The organism is Planomonospora algeriensis (assembly GCF_977012225.1).
Window position 1 is genome coordinate 1 of the sequence record NZ_CDRNDK010000066.1, and the last position, 21069, is coordinate 21069.

Annotated in this window: 25 protein-coding genes and 1 pseudogene; 13 read left to right on the top strand and 13 right to left on the bottom strand. The window is 70.7% G+C overall.

Going from position 1 to position 21069, the window contains the following annotated elements; genetic code table 11:
- Positions 1–44: 44 nt before the first annotated feature.
- Positions 45–888: pseudogene (locus ACWJ6R_RS10200) on the bottom strand (fumarylacetoacetate hydrolase family protein).
- Between the two features lie 321 nt (positions 889–1209).
- Between ACWJ6R_RS10200 and ACWJ6R_RS10205 the strand changes: the two are divergent.
- Positions 1210–2406, top strand: coding sequence for a cytochrome P450 (locus ACWJ6R_RS10205; protein WP_449061974.1), 1197 nt, complete (start codon positions 1210–1212; stop codon positions 2404–2406).
- A 71-nt stretch (positions 2407–2477) separates the two neighbouring features.
- On the opposite strand, the gene ACWJ6R_RS10210 is transcribed toward ACWJ6R_RS10205, so the two are convergent.
- Together ACWJ6R_RS10210 and ACWJ6R_RS10215 are read right to left on the bottom strand one after the other, a co-directional pair.
- Positions 2478–2627, bottom strand: a complete 150-nt coding sequence (locus tag ACWJ6R_RS10210) for a hypothetical protein (RefSeq protein ID WP_449061975.1) — start codon at positions 2625–2627, stop codon at positions 2478–2480.
- Positions 2628–2674: 47 nt separating this feature from the next.
- Entirely contained in the window at positions 2675–3466 is a 792-nt protein-coding gene (locus tag ACWJ6R_RS10215) for a polyprenyl synthetase family protein (RefSeq protein WP_449061976.1), read from the bottom strand.
- A gap of 300 nt (positions 3467–3766) precedes the next feature.
- On the opposite strand from ACWJ6R_RS10215, the gene ACWJ6R_RS10220 reads away from it, so the two are divergent.
- Together ACWJ6R_RS10220 and ACWJ6R_RS10225 are read left to right on the top strand one after the other, a co-directional pair.
- Complete coding sequence (locus ACWJ6R_RS10220; RefSeq protein WP_449061977.1) at positions 3767–4144, top strand: type II toxin-antitoxin system RelE/ParE family toxin; 378 nt, start codon at positions 3767–3769, stop codon at positions 4142–4144.
- On the top strand, positions 4141–4461 hold the full coding sequence (locus tag ACWJ6R_RS10225; RefSeq protein ID WP_449061978.1) for a helix-turn-helix domain-containing protein: 321 nt from the start codon (positions 4141–4143) through the stop codon (positions 4459–4461). The genes ACWJ6R_RS10220 and ACWJ6R_RS10225 overlap by 4 nt, the downstream gene beginning before the upstream one ends.
- Before the next feature lie 196 nt (positions 4462–4657).
- Here ACWJ6R_RS10225 and ACWJ6R_RS10230 read toward each other — a convergent pair whose 3' ends face one another.
- Positions 4658–5686 carry a GDP-mannose 4,6-dehydratase gene (locus ACWJ6R_RS10230; protein WP_449061979.1) on the bottom strand — a complete coding sequence of 343 codons (1029 nt, stop codon included), beginning with the start codon at positions 5684–5686 and terminating at the stop codon, positions 4658–4660.
- A 306-nt stretch (positions 5687–5992) separates the two neighbouring features.
- Between ACWJ6R_RS10230 and ACWJ6R_RS10235 the strand changes: the two genes are divergently transcribed.
- Genes ACWJ6R_RS10235 through ACWJ6R_RS10245 form a run of 3 tightly spaced genes read left to right on the top strand, consistent with a single transcriptional unit; the run spans position 5993 to position 9057 of the window.
- Positions 5993–7255, top strand: a complete 1263-nt coding sequence (locus ACWJ6R_RS10235) for a glycosyltransferase family 4 protein (RefSeq protein ID WP_449061980.1) — start codon at positions 5993–5995, stop codon at positions 7253–7255.
- A 44-nt stretch (positions 7256–7299) separates the two neighbouring features.
- Positions 7300–8013, top strand: coding sequence for a class I SAM-dependent methyltransferase (locus ACWJ6R_RS10240; protein WP_449061981.1), 714 nt, complete (start codon positions 7300–7302; stop codon positions 8011–8013).
- A 3-nt stretch (positions 8014–8016) separates the two neighbouring features.
- Positions 8017–9057, top strand: coding sequence for a prenyltransferase (locus tag ACWJ6R_RS10245; RefSeq protein ID WP_449061982.1), 1041 nt, complete (start codon positions 8017–8019; stop codon positions 9055–9057).
- Between the two features lie 68 nt (positions 9058–9125).
- Here ACWJ6R_RS10245 and ACWJ6R_RS10250 read toward each other — a convergent pair whose 3' ends face one another.
- The gene (locus ACWJ6R_RS10250; RefSeq protein WP_449061995.1) at positions 9126–9758 is read right to left on the bottom strand and encodes a class I SAM-dependent methyltransferase; all 633 of its coding nucleotides are present in this window, start codon (positions 9756–9758) and stop codon (positions 9126–9128) included.
- A gap of 140 nt (positions 9759–9898) precedes the next feature.
- Here ACWJ6R_RS10250 and ACWJ6R_RS10255 point away from each other — a divergent pair, with 140 nt between their 5' ends.
- The 3 genes from ACWJ6R_RS10255 to ACWJ6R_RS10265 are packed head-to-tail and all read left to right on the top strand — an operon-like array spanning position 9899 to position 11704.
- A complete protein-coding gene (locus tag ACWJ6R_RS10255) occupies positions 9899–10372 on the top strand; it encodes a pyridoxamine 5'-phosphate oxidase family protein (protein WP_449061983.1) in 474 nt (157 codons plus the stop codon).
- Between the two features lie 14 nt (positions 10373–10386).
- Positions 10387–10596, top strand: a complete 210-nt coding sequence (locus tag ACWJ6R_RS10260) for a ferredoxin (RefSeq protein ID WP_068897707.1) — start codon at positions 10387–10389, stop codon at positions 10594–10596.
- 22 nt (positions 10597–10618) lie between these two features.
- Positions 10619–11704 (top strand): Zn-dependent alcohol dehydrogenase, encoded by a 1086-nt coding sequence (locus ACWJ6R_RS10265; protein WP_449061984.1) that lies wholly within the window; start codon positions 10619–10621, stop codon positions 11702–11704.
- 147 nt (positions 11705–11851) lie between these two features.
- Here ACWJ6R_RS10265 and ACWJ6R_RS10270 read toward each other — a convergent pair whose 3' ends face one another.
- Positions 11852–12253: a type II toxin-antitoxin system VapC family toxin gene (locus ACWJ6R_RS10270; RefSeq protein WP_449061985.1), complete on the bottom strand. Its 402-nt coding sequence runs from the start codon at positions 12251–12253 to the stop codon at positions 11852–11854.
- A 133-nt stretch (positions 12254–12386) separates the two neighbouring features.
- Between ACWJ6R_RS10270 and ACWJ6R_RS10275 the strand changes: the two genes are divergently transcribed.
- The 3 genes from ACWJ6R_RS10275 (at position 12387) to ACWJ6R_RS10285 (ending at position 14813) form a co-directional block, all read left to right on the top strand.
- Positions 12387–12674 (top strand): type II toxin-antitoxin system Phd/YefM family antitoxin, encoded by a 288-nt coding sequence (locus ACWJ6R_RS10275; RefSeq protein WP_449061986.1) that lies wholly within the window; start codon positions 12387–12389, stop codon positions 12672–12674.
- Complete coding sequence (locus tag ACWJ6R_RS10280) at positions 12671–12952, top strand: type II toxin-antitoxin system RelE family toxin (protein WP_449061987.1); 282 nt, start codon at positions 12671–12673, stop codon at positions 12950–12952. Before ACWJ6R_RS10275 ends, ACWJ6R_RS10280 begins: the two co-directional genes overlap by 4 nt.
- A gap of 343 nt (positions 12953–13295) precedes the next feature.
- Positions 13296–14813, top strand: a complete 1518-nt coding sequence (locus ACWJ6R_RS10285; RefSeq protein WP_449061988.1) for an AAA family ATPase — start codon at positions 13296–13298, stop codon at positions 14811–14813.
- An 88-nt stretch (positions 14814–14901) separates the two neighbouring features.
- Here the strand turns inward: ACWJ6R_RS10285 and ACWJ6R_RS10290 are convergent, their stop codons facing one another.
- The 3 genes from ACWJ6R_RS10290 to ACWJ6R_RS10300 form a co-directional block, all read right to left on the bottom strand.
- Positions 14902–15315 (bottom strand): type II toxin-antitoxin system VapC family toxin, encoded by a 414-nt coding sequence (locus ACWJ6R_RS10290; RefSeq protein WP_449061989.1) that lies wholly within the window; start codon positions 15313–15315, stop codon positions 14902–14904.
- Positions 15312–15536 (bottom strand): FitA-like ribbon-helix-helix domain-containing protein, encoded by a 225-nt coding sequence (locus ACWJ6R_RS10295; RefSeq protein WP_449061990.1) that lies wholly within the window; start codon positions 15534–15536, stop codon positions 15312–15314. The genes ACWJ6R_RS10290 and ACWJ6R_RS10295 overlap by 4 nt, the downstream gene beginning before the upstream one ends.
- Before the next feature lie 116 nt (positions 15537–15652).
- Complete coding sequence (locus ACWJ6R_RS10300) at positions 15653–16114, bottom strand: helix-turn-helix domain-containing protein (protein ID WP_449061991.1); 462 nt, start codon at positions 16112–16114, stop codon at positions 15653–15655.
- A 128-nt stretch (positions 16115–16242) separates the two neighbouring features.
- Here ACWJ6R_RS10300 and ACWJ6R_RS10305 point away from each other — a divergent pair, with 128 nt between their 5' ends.
- Positions 16243–16644, top strand: a complete 402-nt coding sequence (locus tag ACWJ6R_RS10305; RefSeq protein ID WP_449061992.1) for a VOC family protein — start codon at positions 16243–16245, stop codon at positions 16642–16644.
- 72 nt (positions 16645–16716) lie between these two features.
- Here ACWJ6R_RS10305 and ACWJ6R_RS10310 read toward each other — a convergent pair whose 3' ends face one another.
- The 4 genes from ACWJ6R_RS10310 to ACWJ6R_RS10325 all read right to left on the bottom strand — a co-directional run bounded on the left by ACWJ6R_RS10310 (position 16717) and on the right by ACWJ6R_RS10325 (position 21051).
- Positions 16717–17724 (bottom strand): sugar phosphate isomerase/epimerase family protein, encoded by a 1008-nt coding sequence (locus tag ACWJ6R_RS10310; protein WP_189238180.1) that lies wholly within the window; start codon positions 17722–17724, stop codon positions 16717–16719.
- A gap of 1 nt (position 17725) precedes the next feature.
- On the bottom strand, positions 17726–18892 hold the full coding sequence (locus ACWJ6R_RS10315; protein WP_449061993.1) for a Gfo/Idh/MocA family protein: 1167 nt from the start codon (positions 18890–18892) through the stop codon (positions 17726–17728).
- Positions 18889–19950 (bottom strand): substrate-binding domain-containing protein, encoded by a 1062-nt coding sequence (locus ACWJ6R_RS10320; RefSeq protein WP_449061994.1) that lies wholly within the window; start codon positions 19948–19950, stop codon positions 18889–18891. The genes ACWJ6R_RS10315 and ACWJ6R_RS10320 overlap by 4 nt, the downstream gene beginning before the upstream one ends.
- 135 nt (positions 19951–20085) lie before the next feature.
- Positions 20086–21051, bottom strand: a complete 966-nt coding sequence (locus tag ACWJ6R_RS10325; protein ID WP_449061996.1) for an ABC transporter permease — start codon at positions 21049–21051, stop codon at positions 20086–20088.
- Between the last annotated feature and the right edge of the window lie 18 nt (positions 21052–21069).

Below are 21069 nucleotides of genomic sequence, written 5' to 3' on the forward strand. Positions count from 1 at the left end.
CCGCCGGCCGGTGCGCGGCGACGCCGCGCCGCCGGTCCGCCCGGTCACGCCTGCCCCACCGTCTGGCGCTGCCGGCCGAGGCCGTCGATCTCCAGCTCCATGACCTGGCCCGCGCGCAGGTACGGCGTGCCGGGCAGGCCGAGCGCGACCCCGGCGGGGGTGCCGGTGTTGATGACGTCGCCGGGCTCCAGGACCATGAACCGGCTGAGGTAGCGGACGATCTCCGCCACCGGGAAGACCATGTTCTTGGTGGTGCCGTCCTGGCGCGGCTCACCGTCCACCCACAGGCGCAGGCCGAGGTCCTGCGGGTCGCCGACCTCGTCGGCGGTGACCAGCCAGGGGCCGAGCGGGTTGAAGGTCTCGCAGGACTTGCCCTTGTCCCACTGGCCGCCGCGCTCCAGCTGGAACTCGCGCTCGGACACGTCGTTGGAGACCGCGTAGCCCGCGACCGCCGCCAGCGCCTCCTCGTGCGTCTCCAGGTAGCGGGCCGTCCGGCCGATGACGACGGCCAGCTCGACCTCCCAGTCGGTCTTCACGCTGCCGCGCGGGATGAGGACCTCGTCGTACGGCCCGACCACCGTGTTGGGGGCCTTCATGAAGACGACCGGCTCGGCGGGGGGGCGTCGCGCCGGTCTCCTCGGCGTGGTCGCGGTAGTTGAGGCCGATGCACACGATCTTGCCCGGCCGGGCGACCGGCGGGCCGATCCGCAGCCCGGCGGCCTCGATGACGGGCAGTCCGCCGCCCTCCAGGGCCTGGCGGACCCGCGCCACCCCGCCGGAGGCGAAGAAGGACCCGTCGATCTCCTCCGGGATCGCCCGGAGGTCTCCGGCCCCGTCCACGACGGCCGCCCGCTCCTGGCCCACGGGTCCCACTCGCAGCAGCTTCACACCGCATCCTTCGCTCATACATCGGATGTATCGAGCGTGATGCTGATCCATTACCGGGCCCGTGTCAAGACTTCCCGAGAACACATCCGATCTGTATGGAGGCGCGACCGGACCCCGCGACGGGTCCGAGGAGGGACACCCTGCATGCCCGCCCTTGACTCTCCCCCCGGCCCGTAATAGAACACGTTTCAGAAACGCGTTCGACCAAGTGATCGATCAGTGATCCACCGGATGCACCGCCGACCGGGGCGCGGCCGGGCCGCGTCGCGGTGCCGCGCGGGACATCGGGAAAGCCGCCCGTACGGTCCGCATGGGAGAGCAATGGACATCAACGTCATCGACCAGGACTCCTACGCGGAGCACGGGCCTCCCCACGAGCAGCTCGCCTGGTTGCGCGCCAACGACCCCGTCCACTGGCACCCCGACCCCGAAGGCCCCGGCTTCTGGGCGGTGACCCGGCACGCCGACGTGGTCCACGTCTCCCGCCGCTCCGACCTGTTCTCCTCCCACCGCAAGCTCGCGCTGATCAACGAGATGCCCGAGGCCGAGCGCGAGATGCAGCGGATGATGATGCTCAACCAGGACCCCCCTGAGCACACCCGGCGGCGCTCCCTGGTCAACCGCGGCTTCACCCCCCGGGCCATCGGCCGGCTGGAGGAGCACATCCGCGACATCTGCCACGACCTGGTGGACGAGGCCAGGGGCCGCAACTCGGTCGACTTCGTCCGGGACATCGCCGCCCCGCTCCCGCTGTACGTGATCTGCGAGCTGCTCGGCGCCCCCGTCGAGGACCGCGACAAGCTCTTCAACTGGTCCAACCGGATGATCGGCGCCGAGGATCCGGACTACGCCGCCGACCCGGCCGAGGGCCAGGCCGCCGCCATGGAGGTCTACGCCTACGCCAACGCCCTGGCCGCCCAGCGGCGCGCGGAGCCGCGCGACGACATCATCACCAAGCTCCTGCAGCCCGCCGAGAACGGCGAGGCGCTCGACGAGAACGAGTTCGACCTGTTCGTGCTGCTCCTGGTGGTCGCGGGCAACGAGACGACCCGCAACGCCGCCTCCGGCGGCATGCTGGCGCTCTTCGAGCACCCCGAGCAGTGGGCCCGCCTGGTGGCCGAGCCCGCGCTCGCCCCCACCGCGGCCGACGAGATCGTCCGCTGGGTCTCCCCGGTCAACCTCTTCCGCCGTACGGCGACCGCCGACACGGTCATCGGGGACCGGCAGGTCCGCGAGAACGACAAGGTCGTGGTCTTCTACGCCTCGGCCAACCGGGACGAGTCCATGTTCGACTCCCCCGGCGTCTTCGACATCGGCCGCGACCCCAACCCGCACATCGGCTTCGGCGGCGGCGGGGCCCACTTCTGCCTCGGCAACCACCTCGCCAAGCTGGAGCTCCGGGTCCTGTTCGAGGTGCTGGCCGAGCGGCTGCCGAAGATCTCCCAGACCGGCCCGGCCCGCCGCCTGCGCTCCAACTTCATCAACGGCATCAAGGAGCTCCCGGTCGACCTCGCCTGACGGGGTCCCGCTCCGGCCGGTGGGGTCCGGTCTCATCTGACGGTCCCCGGCCCGGCCGGCGCAGTCCGGTCTCATCTGACGAGCAGGGACTTCGCCCGGTCGAGGCAGGCGGACGGCAGGCCGTGCAGGGCTGCGGCGGCCTCGGGGTCGGCGATGGGGGGCAGCGCGGCGACGGCGTCCGCCGCCAGGCCGCGGCAGTACTCGATCGTCTCCCCCGCCATGGAGCTCGCCCTGAGCCGGGCCAGGACGTGTCCGATCTCGTCCTCGGTCAGCCGCCGCCCCAGGAACGGGCGCAGCTCGGCGCACTCCCCCGCACGGCCGTGAGCAGCGGCAGGGTGTAGACGCCCTGCCGCAGGTCGTTGCCGGCGGGCTTGCCGAGCAGCTCCGTCGTGGAACCCAGGTCCAGCAGGTCGTCCAGGATCTGGAACATCATGCCGAACCGCTCGCCGTACTCCGCCAGGGCCTGCCCGTCCGGATGCGCGACCAGGCAGCTCGCCCGGAACAGGGAGGCGGTCTTGCGGCGGACGGAGCACAGGGCGCTCTCGGGGGTGCGGTCGGCGTCGAAGAGCTCGGCCGCCTCCTGGAACTGCCCCTCGGCCAGCTCGACGACGGTGGCGGCCAGCGTCTCGGCCACCGGCTTGGAGAGCGAGGAGAGCGCGGTCAGCGCGGCCCTGGCCAGCATGAAGTCGCCCACCATCAGCGCCCGGGCGTCGCCCAGCTCGGCGTTGAGGGTCCGCACGCCGCGGCGCTCGGCCGCCCCGTCCATCAGGTCGTCGTGGACCAGTGACCCCGCGTGGACGAGCTCCACGCACGCCGCCGCGGTCACCGTCCGCCTGTCGATCCGCCCGCCCAGGGCGAGCGCCGCCGCCAGGGTCAGCGCGGGCCGCAGCCGCTTGCCCCCGGCCCCGGTGATCCGGGTGACCGCGCGGCTGACGGACGGCAGCCGGGACGAGGCGCTCAGGCTCCGCAGGCGCTTCTCCACTCGCCGGAGCCCGGCGGAGACGGCCGGACCGGTGAGGACCTCCTCCGGACCCGCGGGACGCGTGACATGGACGGGCACGATGACCTCCTCGTGGCGGAACCCCTCCTGCGGGGATCACCCGCCACGCTGCCCGAACCCCCCTGAGGAGACGCTGAGCCCGGCTGAGCCGGAGCTGAGGACCGCTGAGACCCCTCTCAGCGGGTACCTCTGGCCAGCCGGGCGTCGTTCACACCGGGAAAGCCGCGAACCACACCGGGCCTGAGGCGCGATCAGCGGACCGAGTCCATCGCACTAGAGAAGTTCCGCCGATCCGCCACCTTCAAAGCGCACCATATTTAGAATATTATTAACTACGGTGACCGCCCTGAGGAGACCACAGTGGACGAGTGGGAGATCTTCTTCACCGATGAGGTGGGAGAATTCCTCGACACCCTCAGCGAGACCGACCACGCTTCCCACAAGCCGGTCAACCAAGCGATCTTGATATTGGAACGCAATGGCCCGGCAGAGGGTCGTCCGCTCGTGGACACCGTCACAGGTTCCACGATTCCCAACATGAAGGAGCTGAGGCCGGGTTCCACCGGCCGTAGCGAGATCCGCATCCTGTTCGTCTTCGATCCCTGGAGAGCGGCAATCTTGCTGGTGGCCGGCGACAAGGCGGGTAACCGGCAACGCTGGTACCGGACGGCGATCCCGCGAGCCGAACGGCTGTACGACCTCTACCTGGTGGAGCGACAGAAGGAGATGGGCCGATGAGCAACTACCGCAGATGGCGCGAGAGCGGCCATCTGGAGCAGGCGATCGAAACCGCAGGCGGCCCGGAGCGGTTCGAGACCGAAGTGCAGCAGCTGCGCGCCCAGGCACAAGGCTGGCGGCTGAACGAGATGCGCAAGCGCCGAGGTCTCACCCAAGCCCAGGTCGCCGATCGCATGGGCATCTCCGTGGCCCGGGTGTCCCAGATCGAGAAGGGCGACGTGTCGACCCGCGAGGTACTCGACCGCTATGTCGCCGCCCTCGGCGGCACGCTTAAGCTGATCGCCGATTTCGGCGACGAGCAGCTCAAGGTCAGCTGACCGCTCACGGGTCACCTGCCGTGACCAGGGCGGCTCCGCCTCCATAGGGCAGGGCGATGATCCTGGCGCGGAAGCCCGGCGCCCGCTCGCATATGCGACGGCGGCACGAGGGCGGATCGCCAGGTGCCCGGCCATCGGCAACGCCGATCAGCGCGCTCCGTGGGAAGGCGCCCGCCATTCGAAAGCCGGGCGGCGCTCAGGGCCAAGAGGAGTCCTGGTCGGGGTCGCCGCCCTCGGACAGGAGTTTGACGTCGGCCTCGACCATCATGGCGACCAGCTCCTCGAAGGAGACCGAGGGCTCCCAGCCGAGCTGGACGCGGGCCTTCTTCGGGTCGGCGCAGAGCAGGTCGACCTCGGCCGGGCGGTGCAGGGCCTGGTCGCAGACCACGTAGCGCTCCCAGTCGAGGCCCGCGGCGGAGAACGCGGCCTCCACCAGCTCGCGCACCGACTGAGTCCGGCCGGTGCCGATGACGTAGTCCTCGGGCGTCCCGGCCTGGAGCATCAGGTGCATCGCCCGGACGTAGTCGCCGGCGTAGCCCCAGTCGCGGCGGGCCTCCAGGTTGCCCAGGCGGAGCTCGGAGGCCAGGCCCAGCTTGATGCGGGCCACGCCGAGGGAGACCTTGCGGGTGACGAACTCGGCGCCGCGGCGCGGCGACTCGTGGTTGAACAGGATGCCGCTGACCGCGAACATCCCGTAGGACTCGCGGTAGTTCTGGGTCAGGAAGTGGCCGTAGGCCTTGGCCACGCCGTACGGCGAGCGGGGGTGGAAGGGGGTGGTCTCCGCCTGCGGGGTCTCCCGGACCTGCCCGAACATCTCCGAGGACGACGCCTGGTAGAACCGGATCTGACCGGAGCCGTTGGCGGTCCGCGAGGAGGAGATCCCCGAGCAGACCCGGATGGCCTCCAGCATGCGCAGCACGCCCATGCCGGTGACCTCGGCGGTCAGCTCGGCCTGCTCCCACGACATCGGCACGAACGAGATGGCGCCCAGGTTGTAGACCTCGTCGGGCTGGACCTTCTCCACCGCGGAGATGAGCGAGCCCTGGTCGAGCAGGTCGCCGCGGACCAGCTGGACGTCCTGCAGGAGCCTGCGCACCCGGGAGACGCGCGGATTGGCCTGCCCCCGGACCAGTCCCCAGACCTCGTAGCCCTCGCTCAGCAGGCATTCGGCCAGGTAGGAACCGTCCTGCCCGGTGATGCCGGTGATCAGCGCGCGCCTGGCCAACGCGTCCTCCTTGCTCGTCGGGCGGGGCTTGCTCCCGGACCGGGTCCTGCCCGGACAGTGTGCCGTTGCCTGGCGAATGTACCGCCCTGCCCTGTTATGGGCACCATACCGGGTGCCGTGTCACTAGAACCCGTTTCACCGAATTGCGATCGGACATGCCAACACCGCAGCTCGCATGCCCTGAAAGTGACACTGAGCACAATTCCACATTAGAAGGGTGAGACCTACCGAATGGTAGGGTCCGAGGTCTAAGGTCATCTTTCACGGTACCTGTCCTCACCCGGACAGGGTGAGGAAGGGGTTGCCGTGCCAGGTGCGGACTCGCTGCGGATCGCTCTACTGTCCTACCGGAGCAAGCCGACCTGCGGCGGCCAGGGGGTCTACCTGCGCCACCTCAGCCGTGAGCTGGTCGCCCTCGGCCACCGCGTCGAGGTCTTCTCCGGCCAGCCGTACCCCGAGCTCGACGAGGGCGTCGTCCTGACCAAGGTCCCCAGCCTCGACCTCTACCGCGACGAGGACCCCTTCCGCACCCCCGGGCTGCGCGAGTTCCGCGACTGGATCGACGTGCTCGAGGTCGCGACCATGTGGACCGCCGGGTTCCCCGAGCCGCTCACCTTCACCCTGCGCGCCCGCCGCGAGCTGGCCAAGCGCGTCGGCGACTTCGACGTGGTCCAGGACAACCAGACCCTCGGCTACGGCCTGCTCGGCATCGCCGAGCTCTTCCCGGTGGTCGGCACCATCCACCACCCGATCAGCGTGGACCGGCGGATCGAGCTCAAGGCCGCCCCGCTGCGCAAGCAGTTCTCGATGCGGCGCTGGTACGGCTTCGTGCGCATGCAGGCCAAGGTCGCCCCGCGGCTGAACCCGATCCTGACCGTCAGCGAGTCCTCCCTCGCCGACATCCACCGCGACTTCAACGTCCCGCAGGCCAACATGCGGCTCATCCCGCTGGGCGTGGACACCCGCTACTTCCACCCGCGCCCGGAGCTGCCCAAGCGCCCCGGCTCGATCGTCGCGGTGGCCAGCGCCGACTCGCCGATGAAGGGCGTGGCGACGCTGCTGCGCGCGGTGGCCAAGCTCGCCACCGAGCGCGACGTGAACCTGACCGTGGTCAGCAGGCCGACCCCGGGCGGCCCGACCGAGAAGCTGGTGGCCGAGCTCTCCCTGGCCGACCGGGTCCGGTTCGTGCACGGCATCTCCGACACCGAGCTGGGCGAGCTCATCGCCACCTCGGAGATCGCGGTCGTCCCCTCGCTCTACGAGGGCTTCTCCCTCCCGGCCGTCGAGCACATGGCCTGCGGGACCCCGCTCGTCGCCTCGCGGACCGGCGCGCTGCCGGAGGTCGTCGGCGACGCCGCGGTGCAGGTCGCCCCCGGCGACCCCGAGGAGCTGGCCGCGGTGCTGCGCCGCCTGCACGACTCCCCCGAGGAGCGGGCCGAGGTCGGCCGGCGCGGCTACGAGCGCGCCATGGAGCGCTACACCTGGAAGGTCGTCGCGCAGCGGACCGTGGAGGCCTACCGCGAGGCCATCCAGGCCCACCCCACGGCCCGTACGGCCCGCGCGACCTGATCGACCCCTCTCTTCCCCACCTGGATCTCTGCAAGGAGCGGCAAGTGCTGACTGTCGACTTCGGCCGGTTGCCCGTCGGGCCCGGGACCCGAGTCCTCGATCTCGGCTGCGGCGGCGGGCGGCACGCCTTCGAGGTGCTGCGCCGGGGCGCCGACGTGGTGGCGTTCGACATGGACGCCGAGGAGCTGAAGGGCGTGGCGACCATGTTCGCCGCGATGGAGCAGGCCGGCGAGGTGCCCGACGAGGCGACCGCCGAGACGGTGACCGGCGACGCGCTGGACATGCCGTTCGAGGACGCCTCCTTCGACCGGGTGATCGCCGCCGAGGTCCTGGAGCACATCCCCGACGACATGGCGGCGATGCGGGAGGTCTTCCGGGTGCTCAAGCCGGGCGGCCTGGCCGCGATCACGGTGCCGAGCTTCCTGCCCGAGCGGATCTGCTGGGCGCTGGACGAGGACTACCACACCGCCCCCGGCGGCCACGTGCGGATCTACACGCTCGCCGAGCTCAGCGCCAAGCTCAAGGCCACCGGGTTCGTCATCGGCCCGCACCACCACGCCCACGGCCTGCACGCGCCGTACTGGTGGATCAAGTGCGCGGTCGGCGTGAACAACGACGAGCACCCGCTGGCCAAGGCGTACCACGAGATCCTCGTCTGGGACATCATGAAGCGCCCGGCCGCCACCCGCGTCGCCGAGGCGCTGCTCAACCCGCTCATCGGAAAGAGCGTCGTGCTCTACGTCCGGAAGCCCGCCTGAGCGATGGAGCGGGAACGGGTCGTCCAGACCGCGCGGAGCATCGCGGCCGTGCAGGAGGCCGACGGCGGCGTCCCCTGGCCCGAGGGCCACGTGGACGCCTGGAACCACGTCGAGTGCCTGATGGCGATGAGCGTGGCCGGGCTGACCGGGCCGGTCCGCAGGGGCTACGACTGGCTGGTCCGCACCCAGCGGGCCGACGGGTCCTGGCCGATGAAGCTCGTCGGAGGCGAGGCCGTCGAGCACGGCGGGGAGTCCAACCACGCGGCCTACGTCGCGGTCGGCGTCTGGCACGAGCTGCTGGTCACCGGCGACGAGGGCTTCGCCCGCGAGATGTGGCCCGTCGTGCGCTCCGCCCTCGACTTCACGGTCGGCCTGCAGACCACCCGGGGCGAGATCGTCTGGGAGCGGGCCGCGGACGGCCGGGCGGCCTCCTACGCCCTGCTGACCGGCTGCGCCTCGATCCACCAGGGCCTGCGCTGCGGCGTGCTGCTCGGCGAGCACCTGGGCGACCCGCAGCCCGACTGGGAGCTCGCGGCCGACCAGCTCGGCCACGTGCTGGCCGCCCACCCGGAGGCGTTCGCCGACAAGAGCCGCTTCTCGATGGACTGGTACTACCCGATCCTCGGCGGCGCCCTGCGGGGCCCGGCGGCCCACGCCCGGCTGGCCGAGGAGTGGGACACGTTCGTCGAGCCGGGCCTGGGCATCCGCTGCGTCTCCGACCAGCCCTGGGTGACCGGCGCGGAGACGTGCGAGCTGGTGCTGGCGCTGGACGCCCTGGGCGACCGGGAGCGGGCCGAGAAGCTCTTCACCGACATGCAGCACCTGCGGCACGAGGACGGCTCCTACTGGACCGGCTGGCAGTTCGTGAACGAGAAGTGGTTCCCGCACGAGCGCTCGGCCTACACCGCGGCCGCCGTCGTGCTCGCCGCCGACGCGCTGTACGGCCTCACCCCCGCGGCCGGCCTCTTCCGCGACGCGGGCGCCGACGCGACCGACCGCCCCACCGCGGCCTGCGGCTGCAGCCACGCCCGCTCCCTCGGCTGACGGCTCTCAGCGGTGAGGGCGCGGCTCTCAGCGGTGAGGACGAACGCCTCCCGGTGAAGTCCGGCCCGTCAGCCGATGCCGGGGCCGATCCGCTCCAGCACCCGCAGCGAGCCCTCCTGCCGGACCTCCTTGAACGCCCCGGAGGCCAGCGCCCGCTGGTGGACGCGGTACGGCGCCTGCCCGCCGTCGGCCGGGTCGGGGTAGATGTCGTGGAAGACCAGCGCGCCGCCCCGCACCACGTGCGGGGCCCAGCCCTCGTAGTCCTTGGTCACCGGCTCCTCGGAGTGGCCGCCGTCGATGAACAGCATCCCCAGCGGGGTGTTCCAGAACTCGGCGACCTTCTCGGACCGGCCGACGATCGCGACGACCTCCTCCTCCAGCCCTGCCGAGGCGATCGTGGTGCGGAAGGTGGGCAGGGAGTCCATCTTGCCGAAGCGGGGGTCGACCAGTGTGGGGTCGTGGTGGGCCCAGCCCGGCTGGATCTCCTCCGATCCCCTGTGGTGGTCCACGGTCACGACGACGGAGCCGGACAGGCGGGCCCCGGCGCCGAGGTAGACGGCGGACTTCCCGCAGTAGGTGCCGATCTCGCAGATCGGCCCGCGCGAGCCGTACTCGGCGGCGGTCTCGAACAGGGCGATCCCCTCGGCCCGGGGCATGAACCCCTTGGCGCGCTGGGCGGCCTGCAGCAGGTCGGCGGGCATGCTCGGCGGCAGGCCGGGACGCGCGTCCGCGGGCAGGCCGGAAGGCCCGGTGGCATTGCTCATCGGAGCAGCCTACCCACGCCGAACAACATTCGGAACGACTCTTGCCGGGCCTTGTGGAACATGTTCTACTTTGCACCGTGAATCAGCGCGCGCGCATAGCGATGTCCGACGACGAGGTCACCGCCTTCATCGCGGAGTCGCGGAAGCTCCAGCTCGGCACGATCAACCCCGACGGCACGCCCCACATGGTCACCATGTTCTACGGGCTGGACGAGGGGAAGATCGCCTTCTGGACCTACGGCAAGGCCCAGAAGACCCGCAACATCCAGCGGGACGCCCGGGTGAGCTGCCTCATCGAGGCCGGGGACGACTACGCCGAGCTGCGCGGAGTCCTGGTGTACGGCGTCGCGCGCACGATCGGCGACCCGGAGGGCGTGCTGCGCGTCGGCATGGGCGTGACCCGGCGGATGGCCGGGATGCCGGACTCCGAGGATCTCGTCTCCGAGTACGTCGCCCACACCGGCCGGAAAAGGATCGCATTCGTCGTCGAGCCCACCCGGGTGGTCTCCTGGGACCACCGTAAGCTCGGCACGCCGATCCAATCCGGTTGAGGAGGTTCACGCTCATGAAGATCAAAGTCGACTATCTGGTCTGCGAGGCCAACGCCGTCTGCATGGGACTCGCCCCGGAGGTCTTCGACGTCGACGACGACGACCAGCTGCACGTGCTGCTGCCTGAGCCGCCGCCGGAGATGATGGACCGCGTCCGGCACGCCGTGCGGTCCTGCCCCAAAGCCGCCCTCTCCCTCGAGGAGACCCCCGAGGAGAAGGCATAACCCCGGACCCAGGAGGACCCCCATGCGCGGTGCGCTGCTCCACGCCGTCGGCGACGACAAGCTCGACATCCGGGACGACTTCACCCTGGCCCCGATCGGCCCGGCGGACGTCCGGATCAAGGTCAGGGCCACCGGTGTCTGCCACTCCGACCTGTCGGTGCTGAGCGGCGTGCTGCCGATGCCGCTCCCGGTCATCCCCGGGCACGAGGGCGCGGGCGAGGTCGTCGCGGTCGGCGACCACGTGACCACCGTCCAGCCCGGCGACCACGTCATCGTCAACTGGACCCCGGCCTGCGGCACCTGCTCCAACTGCCTGGTCAACCAGCCGTTCCTGTGCATGACCTACGTCATGGACAGCTTCGTCAACGCCCGTTTCCGCTACGGCGGCGACACCCCGGCGTTCGGCATGGCCGGCTGCGGCACCTGGTGCGAGGAGATCGTCGTGCCCTGGCAGGGCGCGGTCAAGGTCGACCCGGACGTGCCCTTCGAGGTCGCGGCGCTGATCGGCTGCGGCGTCACCACCGGCGTCGGCGCGGCGCTCAACACGGCCAGGGTCCGCGCGGGCTCGACCGTGGCCGTGGTCGGCTGCGGCGGGATCGGCCTGTCGATCATCCAGGGCGCCCGGATCTCCGGCGCGACCACCATCCTGGCGATCGACCCGCTGGAGTCCAAGCACGAGCTGGCCAAGAAGGTCGGCGCCACCCACGCCATCACGCCCGACCAGCTGATGGACGCGGTCGGCACGCTGACCGGGGGCCGGGGCTTCGACTACGGCTTCGAGGCCGTCGGCAAGTCCGCCGCGATCATGACCGCCTGGCAGGCGACCCGCCGCGGCGGCGACATGATCGTCGTCGGCGCGGGCGCGATGGACGACACCGTCCCGCTGAGCGCCTTCAGCCTGCTGTTCGAGGGAAAGAACATCCTCAGCTCGATGTACGGCGGCTCCGACGTCCGCCGGGACTTCCCGTTCTTCGCCGAGCTGTACAAGGCCGGCAAGCTCGACCTGGAGAGCATGATCAGCTCCCGGATCAGGCTCGCCGACCTCAACGACGCCGTCGCGGCCCTGCGCGGCGGCGAGGTCCTGCGCCAGGTCGTCGTCCTGGACTGACGGCGACGATGTAGGCGAGCGCGGGCGGACGCCTCCCCGGCACGGCCGGCCCTGATCCGCAGGGATCCACCGGCCCGGTCCGGAGGCGTTCGCCCGCGGACGGCACCGGCGCGGTGGAGCCGTTCGCGGCCGCCGCGGGACGACGGCCTACACCAGCGGCGGCGGATAGCGGTGGATCTCCGCCCGATGCCCCGTCGAACCGGCGAACTCGGCGTCGTCCGTGAGCAGCGGCACCCCCAGCAGTTCCGCGAGCGCGACGTACATGCCGTCGTAGGCGGTGAGGTTATTGCACAGTTCCAGCACACGCGACTGCAGCGGCAGCATCGGATGGCGGACGATCTTCAGCTGGGCGTACCGCTCCAGCATGACGCCGACCCGCTCCTCAGAGATGCGCACCTCCGGCTTACTCGTGATCACATGCCCGCGCACCACCGAGGCGATCTCGACGTCGATCAGCGCCGGGGCGTGCAGCCTGCGGGCCAGCCGCTGACGGAGCAGATCGTCGCCTTTCACGTTGGCCAGCAGGCGGAAGCGGCCGTCCGGAGGCATTCGTCCACAGATGGCGCGGTCGCGGCCGCACCGCCCATGGACACCGCGGGGGCCTACAGGACCGGATGATCTCGCCGATAACCGATGGCCGGAACTTTGGCCGACATTCGAGCCATGGAGTTACCATGGGTCCATGGAAATCATTCCGATCAGCGAAGCGAAGGATCGCCTGACCGAGCTGGCCGATCGGGCCGCTCGCGAGCACGACCACTTCACGCTCACCCGCAACGGACGGCCCCATGCCGTCATCGTGTCCGTGGCCGAGTGGGAGTCCCTGCAGGAGACTCTGGAGATCCTCGCCGACCCGGAGACACGCGCCGACCTGATCGAGGCCGCGTCCGCCGAGGCGAGCGGCGACGTGACCACCGAAGAGGAGATGGCCGCCATCATGGCCGCCCGCCTCGGCAGGGCGAGCGCGTGAGCGAGCAGAGCGGCCGGTACACGGTCCTCCTCGCTCCTCCGGCTCACCGAGCCCTCGCCACCGGCCTCCCGGAGAGCGTGGCCGCCGCCGCGTGGGAACTCATCACCGGTTCGATCGCCCGGGAGCCGTGGCGTGTCGGCAAACCGCTCCAGGAGCCGTACGAGGGCCTGCACGTCGCCCGGCGGGGGACCTACCGGGTCGTCTACCGCATCGACGAGGACAAGCACACCATGTCGATCCAGACGATCGAGCACCGTCGGGACGCCTACCGCCCCTGACGGTCCACGGCGGTACGGCCCGCGGCACCCCTGGCAGCTCAGCCGGCGCTGGGGCACGCAGGCCGTGGACCAGTCCCTATCGAAGCAAGTCATCACTTTTATGCGGATGGCAGCCGTTGTGTCCGGCCCGGTCTCCCGCGTACGACTCGATCTCCTGGTGATCGGCGACCAGCACAGTGAAGGCCAGGATGCACCCAGGCCCCCGTCCCGTCCTCTGCGGCGGTCACCGCCTGGCGGCCGACTGACAGCGGTTCATCAAGCGTGAGATCACAGGCCGATCATGTATAAATAGAGTTATACGTATTACATCCAAGTCAGCATGCCGACATGGGAGTGAGTCTGGATGGACAAGCCGGAGCGGCTGCTGGCCCGGGACCGCGAGTGGGATCTGCTCTGCGACTTCCTCGCCGACCCGGCGCCCGCCATGCGCATCGCCGTCGTCTCGGGGCGCCGCCGCCACGGGAAGTCGTTCCTGCTGCACGCCCTGGCCGAGGCCGCGGACGGCCTCTATCTGACGGCGGTGCGCGAGGAAGGCCGCGACCCCGCGCTGCGCCGGCTCTCCGATGAGATCGCCGCGTATGCGGGGCTCCAGGCGGGAAGCCTCCGCTTCGACGACTGGTGGGCACTGCTGCGCAACGCCCTTCAGGTGGTCGCCAGGGCACGACCCGCCGGACATCCCCTGCTGATCATCGACGAGCTGCCCTACCTGATGCAGCACTCGCCCGAGGTGCCCGGCATCCTCCAGGCGCTCTACGACGAGACCCAGTTCGGCGAGCACCCGCCGGTCCGCCTCATCCTGTGCGGATCGGCGATGAGCATCATGCACGAACTGCTCTCCGGCACCAAGCCGCTCCGCGGCAGAGCGGTGATCGACCTCAGACTCCAGGCCTTCGACCACCGCACCGCCCGGACGCACTGGGGCATCGAGTCGCCGGAGGCCGCGCTCCGGGTGCATGCCGTACTGGGCGGGGCTCCCGGTTACCTGCCGCTGGCCGGGCGCCCGGCCCCCGTCCAGGCTGCCGACTTCGACACGTGGGTGACCCGGACGGTGCTGGACCCCGGCCGCGCCGTGTTCTCCAGAACCGAGGCGGAGTATCTCCTGCGCGAGGACCCGCGCATCACCCAGCACACCCTCTACTACGACCTGCTCTCCGCGATCGCGCACGGAGCCTGCACCCCGAGCAGGATCGGCGCCGCGCTCGGCCGGGAACGCGGCGCGGTCACCTATCCCCTCGAGGTCCTGGAATCGACGGGCTACGTGACGAGGGAACAGGACCTGCTCAAGGCCCGCAGCCCGATCATCACCCTGGCCGACCCCGTGATCCGCTTCAACCAGCTCATCACCCTGCCGCAGGCGTCGGTCATCGACCAGGGCTTCTCCGCCGAAGCGTGGCGGGCCTCGGCCCCCACCTTCAACTCCAAGATCCTGGGCCCGCACTTCGAGGCGCTCGCCCGTGAATGGACCCGTCGGCACGCTCACGAGATCCTGCCCGACGGGCTACCCGGCGCCGTGGGCACCTGCGAGCTCACCGACCAGGCCGGACGCGCCAAACACGAGATCGACGTGCTCGCCCTCGCACTCGGCCAGTCCACGCAGCGTCCACGAGCCAGGATCGCCGTCATCGGCGAGGCCAAGGCGACGCTCGACCGCCGCGGCGGCGCCGACCTCGCCCGCCTGGAGCACCTGCGCACCGTGCTGTCCGGGCAGGGGCACCACACGGACCGGGCGGTCCTCGCACTGTTCTCGATGAACGGCTTCCACCCGGACCTCGTCACCGTCGCCGCCCGACGTCCGGACGTGCTCCTGGTCGACCTGGCCGCTCTCTACGGGGACGGCCCACCGCTCGGCCTGGGAGCCTGAACGAGACGCCGCAGGAGGCGGCCGGAGGCGTTCATCCACAGCCGGCGCGGTCATGGCCGTGCCGCCCGCCGCCGCTGCGGGCCGACACCTACGTCAACGGCGGCGGGTAGCGGTGGATCTCCGCCCGATGCCCCGTCGAACCGGCGAACTCGGCGTCGTCCGTGAGCAGCGGCACCCCCAGCAGTTCCGCGAGCGCGACGTACATGCCGTCGTAGGCGGTGAGGTTATTGCACAGTTCCAGCACACGCGACTGCAGCGGCAGCATCGGATGGCGGACGATCTTCAGCTGGGCGTACCGCTCCAGCATGACGCCGACCCGCTCCTCAGAGATGCGCACCTCCGGCTTACTCGTGATCACATGCCCGCGCACCACCGAGGCGATCTCGACGTCGATCAGCGCCGGGGCGTGCAGCCTACGGGCCAGCCTCTGGCGGAGCAGATCGTCGCCTTTCACGTTGGCCAGCAGCCGGAAGACGATCGAGGCGTCGACGACCAGGCTCACCGGCGGCCCTCGCGCAGCGTCTCGCGAACGAAGTCAGGGTCGTACGGCACCGGCTCATCGGCGGCGATCCTGACCATGACCTCGTCCATCGTCGGAGTGGCCGCCTCCTCGTTCAGCAGATCGCGTAGGTACGCCGTCAGCGACTTGCCCTCACGCTCGGCCCGCGCCTTCAGCGTCCGCTCGGTCTCGTCGGGGACGTCTCGAATCTGCATTGTTCCCATGCAGACAAGTTAGCATGCAAGATGCATGCACTATCGGCGCCTTCATCACGTCATGAGGGAAGCCGGCGAGGTTCCAGGTGGCCAGAGTCTGGGCACGACCGGCGATGGCGGCCATGTCATGTCGGCCGGCAGGGCAGATCTTCCTCTTCGACGATCTCCATGATCCTGCGGCGGCCCTCGGCACGGCGCTCACGGAGGGCCTGGAACTCCAGGACGTCGGCAAGACGGACCAGCCGATGACGGCTGCCGGGCAAGTGCTGCGAAGGGATTTCGCCCTCGTCGAGCAGCCGGGCGACGAAGGGGCGCGACAGGCCGAGTAGCTGTGCGGCCTCGTTCGGGGTCAGCCGGGTCTCCACCGGCAGGGCGAAGACGGCATTCCCCTTCGCGAGATCGTGAGCCGCGGCGAGCACGAGACTCACGAGCGATTCGGGCAGCACGACATCACGGCCGTCGTCTCCGCGTAGCACGAGCTGCGCGTGCCGAGCGACCGTCTCGACATGGGCGAGCAACTCGCGATCCTCATGATCGGCTTCGATCCGGACTGCGTGGGCGAGAACCCCGGCACGGGACACGATCACCTCCTGCGGACATATCTGAAATAAGTGTAACCCGCGGCCGACGAAATGACATGCGCAACCACGCTTGTCCGACCATCCGTACCGCGATGCCTCACTCATGGCAGCCCATGGGACGGCAGGATGGTCACATGAGCAACGATCAACGACGGCCGGGGCTGGTCGAGTGGATGGCCCTGACGGTCGACTGTCCCGATCCGGACGTCATGGCAGATTTCTACGCGGTACTGCTCGGTGGAGAGGTGACACGACAGAGCGCTGACGAGGCACGCGTGGACGCCGAGGGCCGGCTGATCATATTCCGAGCCGTTCCGGACTACCAGCCCCCGACGTGGCCTTCGCCCGAAGTGCCGCTGCACTCGCACTTCGAGTATGTCGTCGAGGATCCTCACGCCGCTGCGCAGCAGCTGCTGCCGCTGGGAGCCAGGCCGGCTCGGCATCAGGACCCGGACGATCCCGACCTGGTCGTCATGCTCGACCCGGCCGGGCACCCGTTCTGCCTGATTCGGAGCAGTGCGGCCCGGCGGACCTGACGGCGGGGGCCGTCCCGGTGCCGCACCGCCGATTTCGACAGGTGAGCGATCCGGGCGGGGGCCCGGTTCCGCTCACTCCCCGCTGAAGGCCGCGTCGAACGAGGCCGCCGGGGGCGTGATGGCGTTGAGCCGCCGGACGAAGTCCAGCGCCTCGGGCGCGCCGTCCAGGCGGTCCATCCCGGCGTCCTCCCACTCGATCGAGATCGGCCCGCCGTACCCGATGGAGTTCAGCGCCCGGAAGCAGTCCTCCCAGGGCACGTCGCCGCGCCCGGTCGAGACGAAGTCCCAGCCGCGCCGCAGGTCCGCCCAGGGCAGGTGGGAGGCGAGCCGCCCGCGCCGCCCGTCGCCGCACCTGACCTTGGCGTCCTTGCAGTCCACGTGGTAGATCCGGTCGGCGAAGTCCAGGATGAAGCCGACCGGGTCCAGGTCCTGCCAGACCATGTGGGACGGGTCCCAGTTCAGCCCGAACGCCTCCCGGCGGCCGATCGCCTCCAGGGTCCGCACCGTCGTGTGGTAGTCGTAGGCGATCTCGCTCGGGTGCACCTCGTGCGCGAAGCGGACCCCGACCTCGTCGAACACGTCCAGGATCGGGTTCCACCGGTCGGCGAAGTCGGCGTAGCCGGCCTCCACCATCGACGCCGGCACCGGCGGGAACATCGCGACCGTGTGCCAGATCGAGGAGCCGGTGAAGCCCACCACCGTGTCCACGCCCAGCTTCGCCGCGGCCCGCGCGGTGTCCTTCATCTCCTCGGCCGCCGCCCGCCGCACCTCCTCGGGGTCCCCGGAGCCCCAGATCCGCGCGGGCAGGATGGCCCGGTGCCGCTCGTCGATCGGGTGGTCGCAGACCGCCTGGCCGACGAGGTGGTTGGAGACCGCCCACACCTTCAGGTCGTACTTGGCGAGCGTCTCCAGTTTCCGCCCGACGTAGGAGTCGTCCGCCAGGGCCTTGTCGACCTCGAAGTGGTCGCCCCAGCAGGCGATCTCCAGCCCGTCGTAGCCCCATTCGGCGGCCAGCCGGCAGACCTCCTCGAAGGGCAGGTCGGCCCACTGGCCGGTGAACAACGTGATCGGCCTGCTCATCTCACACCACCGTCCAGCGGCTCTCGTCGGCCGCGCTCGCCTCGACCGCCGCCAGCACCCGCTGCACCCGCAGCCCGTCCTCGAAGGACGGCGCGGGGTCGGTGCCGGCGGCGACCGCCTCCAGGAAGTCCTTCACCTCGTGGGTGAAGGTGTGCTCGTAGCCGAGCCCGTGCCCCGGCGGCCACCAGGCCCCCGCGTACGGATGACCGGACTCGGTGACCACGATCCGCCGGAAGCCCGCCTCGGCCTCGTCGAGCGTGTGGTCGTGGAACCACAGCTCGTTCATCGCCTCGAAGTCGAAGGCCAGGCTCCCCTTCGAGCCGTTGACCTCGATCCGCAGCGCGTTCTTGCGCCCCGCGGCGAACCGGGTGGCCTCGAACGAGGCCAGCGCCCCGCCCTCCAGCCGCCCGATGAACAGCGCGGCGTCGTCGACGTCGACCGTCCCCTTCTCCCCGGTACGGCTCCCGCCCGTGAGGCCCTCCGAGGCGTCGGCCAGCGGGCGCTCCCGGACGAACGTCTCGGTGAGCGCCGAGACGCCCACCAGGTTCCGGCCGGTGACGAACTGGGCGGTGTCCACGATGTGCGCCCCGATGTCGCCGAGCGCGCCCGAGCCCGCGCGGTCCCGGCGCAACCGCCAGACCAGCGGGAACTCCGGGTCCGCGATCCAGTCCTGGAGGTACTGCGCCCGGACGTGGCGCACCTCCCCCAGCCGCCCCTCGGCCACGAACCGCCGGGCCAGCGCCACCGCCGGGACCCGCCGGTAGTTGAAGGCGACCATCGCGCGCACGCCCCGCGCCGCCGCCTCCCGGGCCGCCTCCGCCATCGCCTCGGCCTCGGCGACCGTGTTGGCCAGCGGTTTCTCGCAGATGACGTGCTTGCCCGCGGCCAGCGCCGCGATCGCGATCTCGGCGTGCGAGTCGCCGGGCGTGCAGACGTCCACGATCTGCACGTCGTCGCGCTGGACGAGCCGCTTCCAGTCCGTCTCGGCCGCCGCCCAGCCGAGCCGCCGCGCGGCCTCGGCCGTGCGTTCCGGCGAGCGCCCGCCGAGCACCGCCATGGACGGGACCACGGGCAGGTCGAAGAAGGCGGAGACGCTCCGCCAGGCCTGGGAGTGCACCCGCCCCATGAAGGCGTGCCCGACCATGCCCACCCCGAGGACCGGCTTCACGATTCGAACCCCAGCGGCAGGTACTCGGCGACGTTCTCCTTGGTGATGGTCTCCGAGGCCAGCGTGATGGACTGCGGCACCTGGTTCTCCACCAGGTCGCTCATACCCTTCCCCTGGGCGATGAGCCGGGCCAGCTTGACGGCGGAGGAGGCCATCGTCGGGCTGTAGGTCACGGTGGCCTCCAGCACGCCCGTGCCGGCCTGGATGTCGCGCATCGCGTTGGCCGAGCCCGCCCCGCCGACCATGAAGAACTCGTTCCGGCCGGCCTCCTTGATCGCGGCCAGCACGCCGATGCCCTGGTCGTCGTCGTGGTTCCACAGCGCGTCGATCTTCTTGTGCGCCTGGAGCAGGTTCCCGGCGACCTCGGTGCCGGACTCCACGGTGAACTGGGCGTCCTGCTGGGCCGTCACGCTGAAGCCGTACGTCTTGAGCGCGTCGGCGAAGCCCTTGCTCCGGTCCTGGGTGAGCGGAAGCGTCGCGATGCCCTGGATCTCCAGGATCACCGGGTTCGCCACGCCCTTGTCCTTGAGCCGCTTTCCGATGTAGTGCCCGGCGGCCACGCCCATGCCGTAGTTGTCGCCGCCGATCCAGGTCCGGTAGGAGAGCTTGTCGGGGAAGACGCGGTCCAGGTTGACCACCGGGATGCCCGCGTCGCTCGCGCGGCGGGCGATCTGGTTGAGCTGCTGGCCGTCGTTGGGCAGGATCACCAGCGCGGAGACCTTGGCCGCGATGAGCGACTCGACGGCGGAGATCTGCGCGTTGATGTCGTTGGTCGGCTCGACCGGCTTGAACTCCACGTCGGTGTACTGCTTGGCCGCGGCCTCGGCGTTCTTGGCGATCGCGGCGATCCAGCCGTGGTCGGCGGCCGGGGCGGAGAAGCCGATGACGACCTTCTCCCCGGGCGTGTCGTTGCCGCTCCCGGCGGCCGGGGCACTCGACGGCGCGGCGGCGCTCGGCTGGGCGGCGGGCTCGTTGCTCGTGCAGGCGGTCACCAGGGCTCCCGCCCCGATGACCGCCCCGCCGACGAGGAATCCCCGGCGGGCGAGTGGGTTGGACATGATCGTGCTCCTTCTGCTGCCGTGCGGGGGGTTCCAGGTGGAGGTGCGTCCCGGCGGGCCCTTTGCCGTGCGGGGGGTTCCAGGTGGAGGTGCGCCCCGCGGGCCCCTGACCGGTCCGCGGGGGCACCGGTCTTCTCAGGTGGGCGAGCGCAGGCCGCGCCGCTGGAGCAGCACGGCCACGACGATGATCAGGCCCTTGGCGATCAGCTGGTCGCTGGTGTTGAGCCCGTTGAGGATGAAGAGGTTCGTGATCAGCGTGAAGATCAGCAGTCCGAGGATCGAGCCGATGATCGAGCCGCGGCCCCCGGTGAGGAGCGTGCCGCCGATGATGACGGCGGCGATCGCGTCCAGCTCGTAGAGGTCTCCGTGGGTGGAGGAGCCGGTGGTGGTCCTGGCCATGATGAGCACGGCGGCGATGCCGCAGCACAGCCCGGACAGCGCGTACAGCAGCATGGTGTGCCGGCGCACGTCGATCCCGGCCAGCCGGGCGGCCTCGGGGTTGCCGCCGACCGCGTAGGTGCGGCGGCCGAAGGTGGTGCGGTTGAGCAGCACCCAGCCCGCGGCGACCACCAGCGCGAAGACGTAGACCAGCAGCGGCAGGCCGAGCACCCGGGTCGTGGACAGCTCCACGATCGCCTCGTTGCCCTGCTGGACCAGCTGGGTCCGCCGGTCCGACATGCGCTGGGCCAGGCCCCGGGCCGCCACCAGCATGGCGAGCGTGGCGATGAACGGCACCAGCCGCCCGTAGGCGATGAGCAGCCCGTTGACCAGGCCCGCGCCGGTGCCGACCAGGACGGCGCAGACGATCATCACGAACGGCCCGTAGGACTGGGTGGCCAGCGTGGTCGCCCAGACCGAGGCGAGCGCCATGATCGCGCCCACGGACAGGTCGATGCCGCCGCCGATGATCACGAACGTCATGCCGACGGTGATCACGCCGATGGTGGCGGCCAGGGACAGGATGCTGACCAGGTTGGAGGCGGTGGCGAAGTTCTCCGGCCGGGTCACCAGGCCGACCAGCGCCAGCAGCACCAGCGCCGCCACCAGGCCGAGGTGCCGGGCCTCGCCCAGCCGGGCCAGCGGCCCGCCCAGCGCTCCCAGCGGGTTCCACGGGGCGCC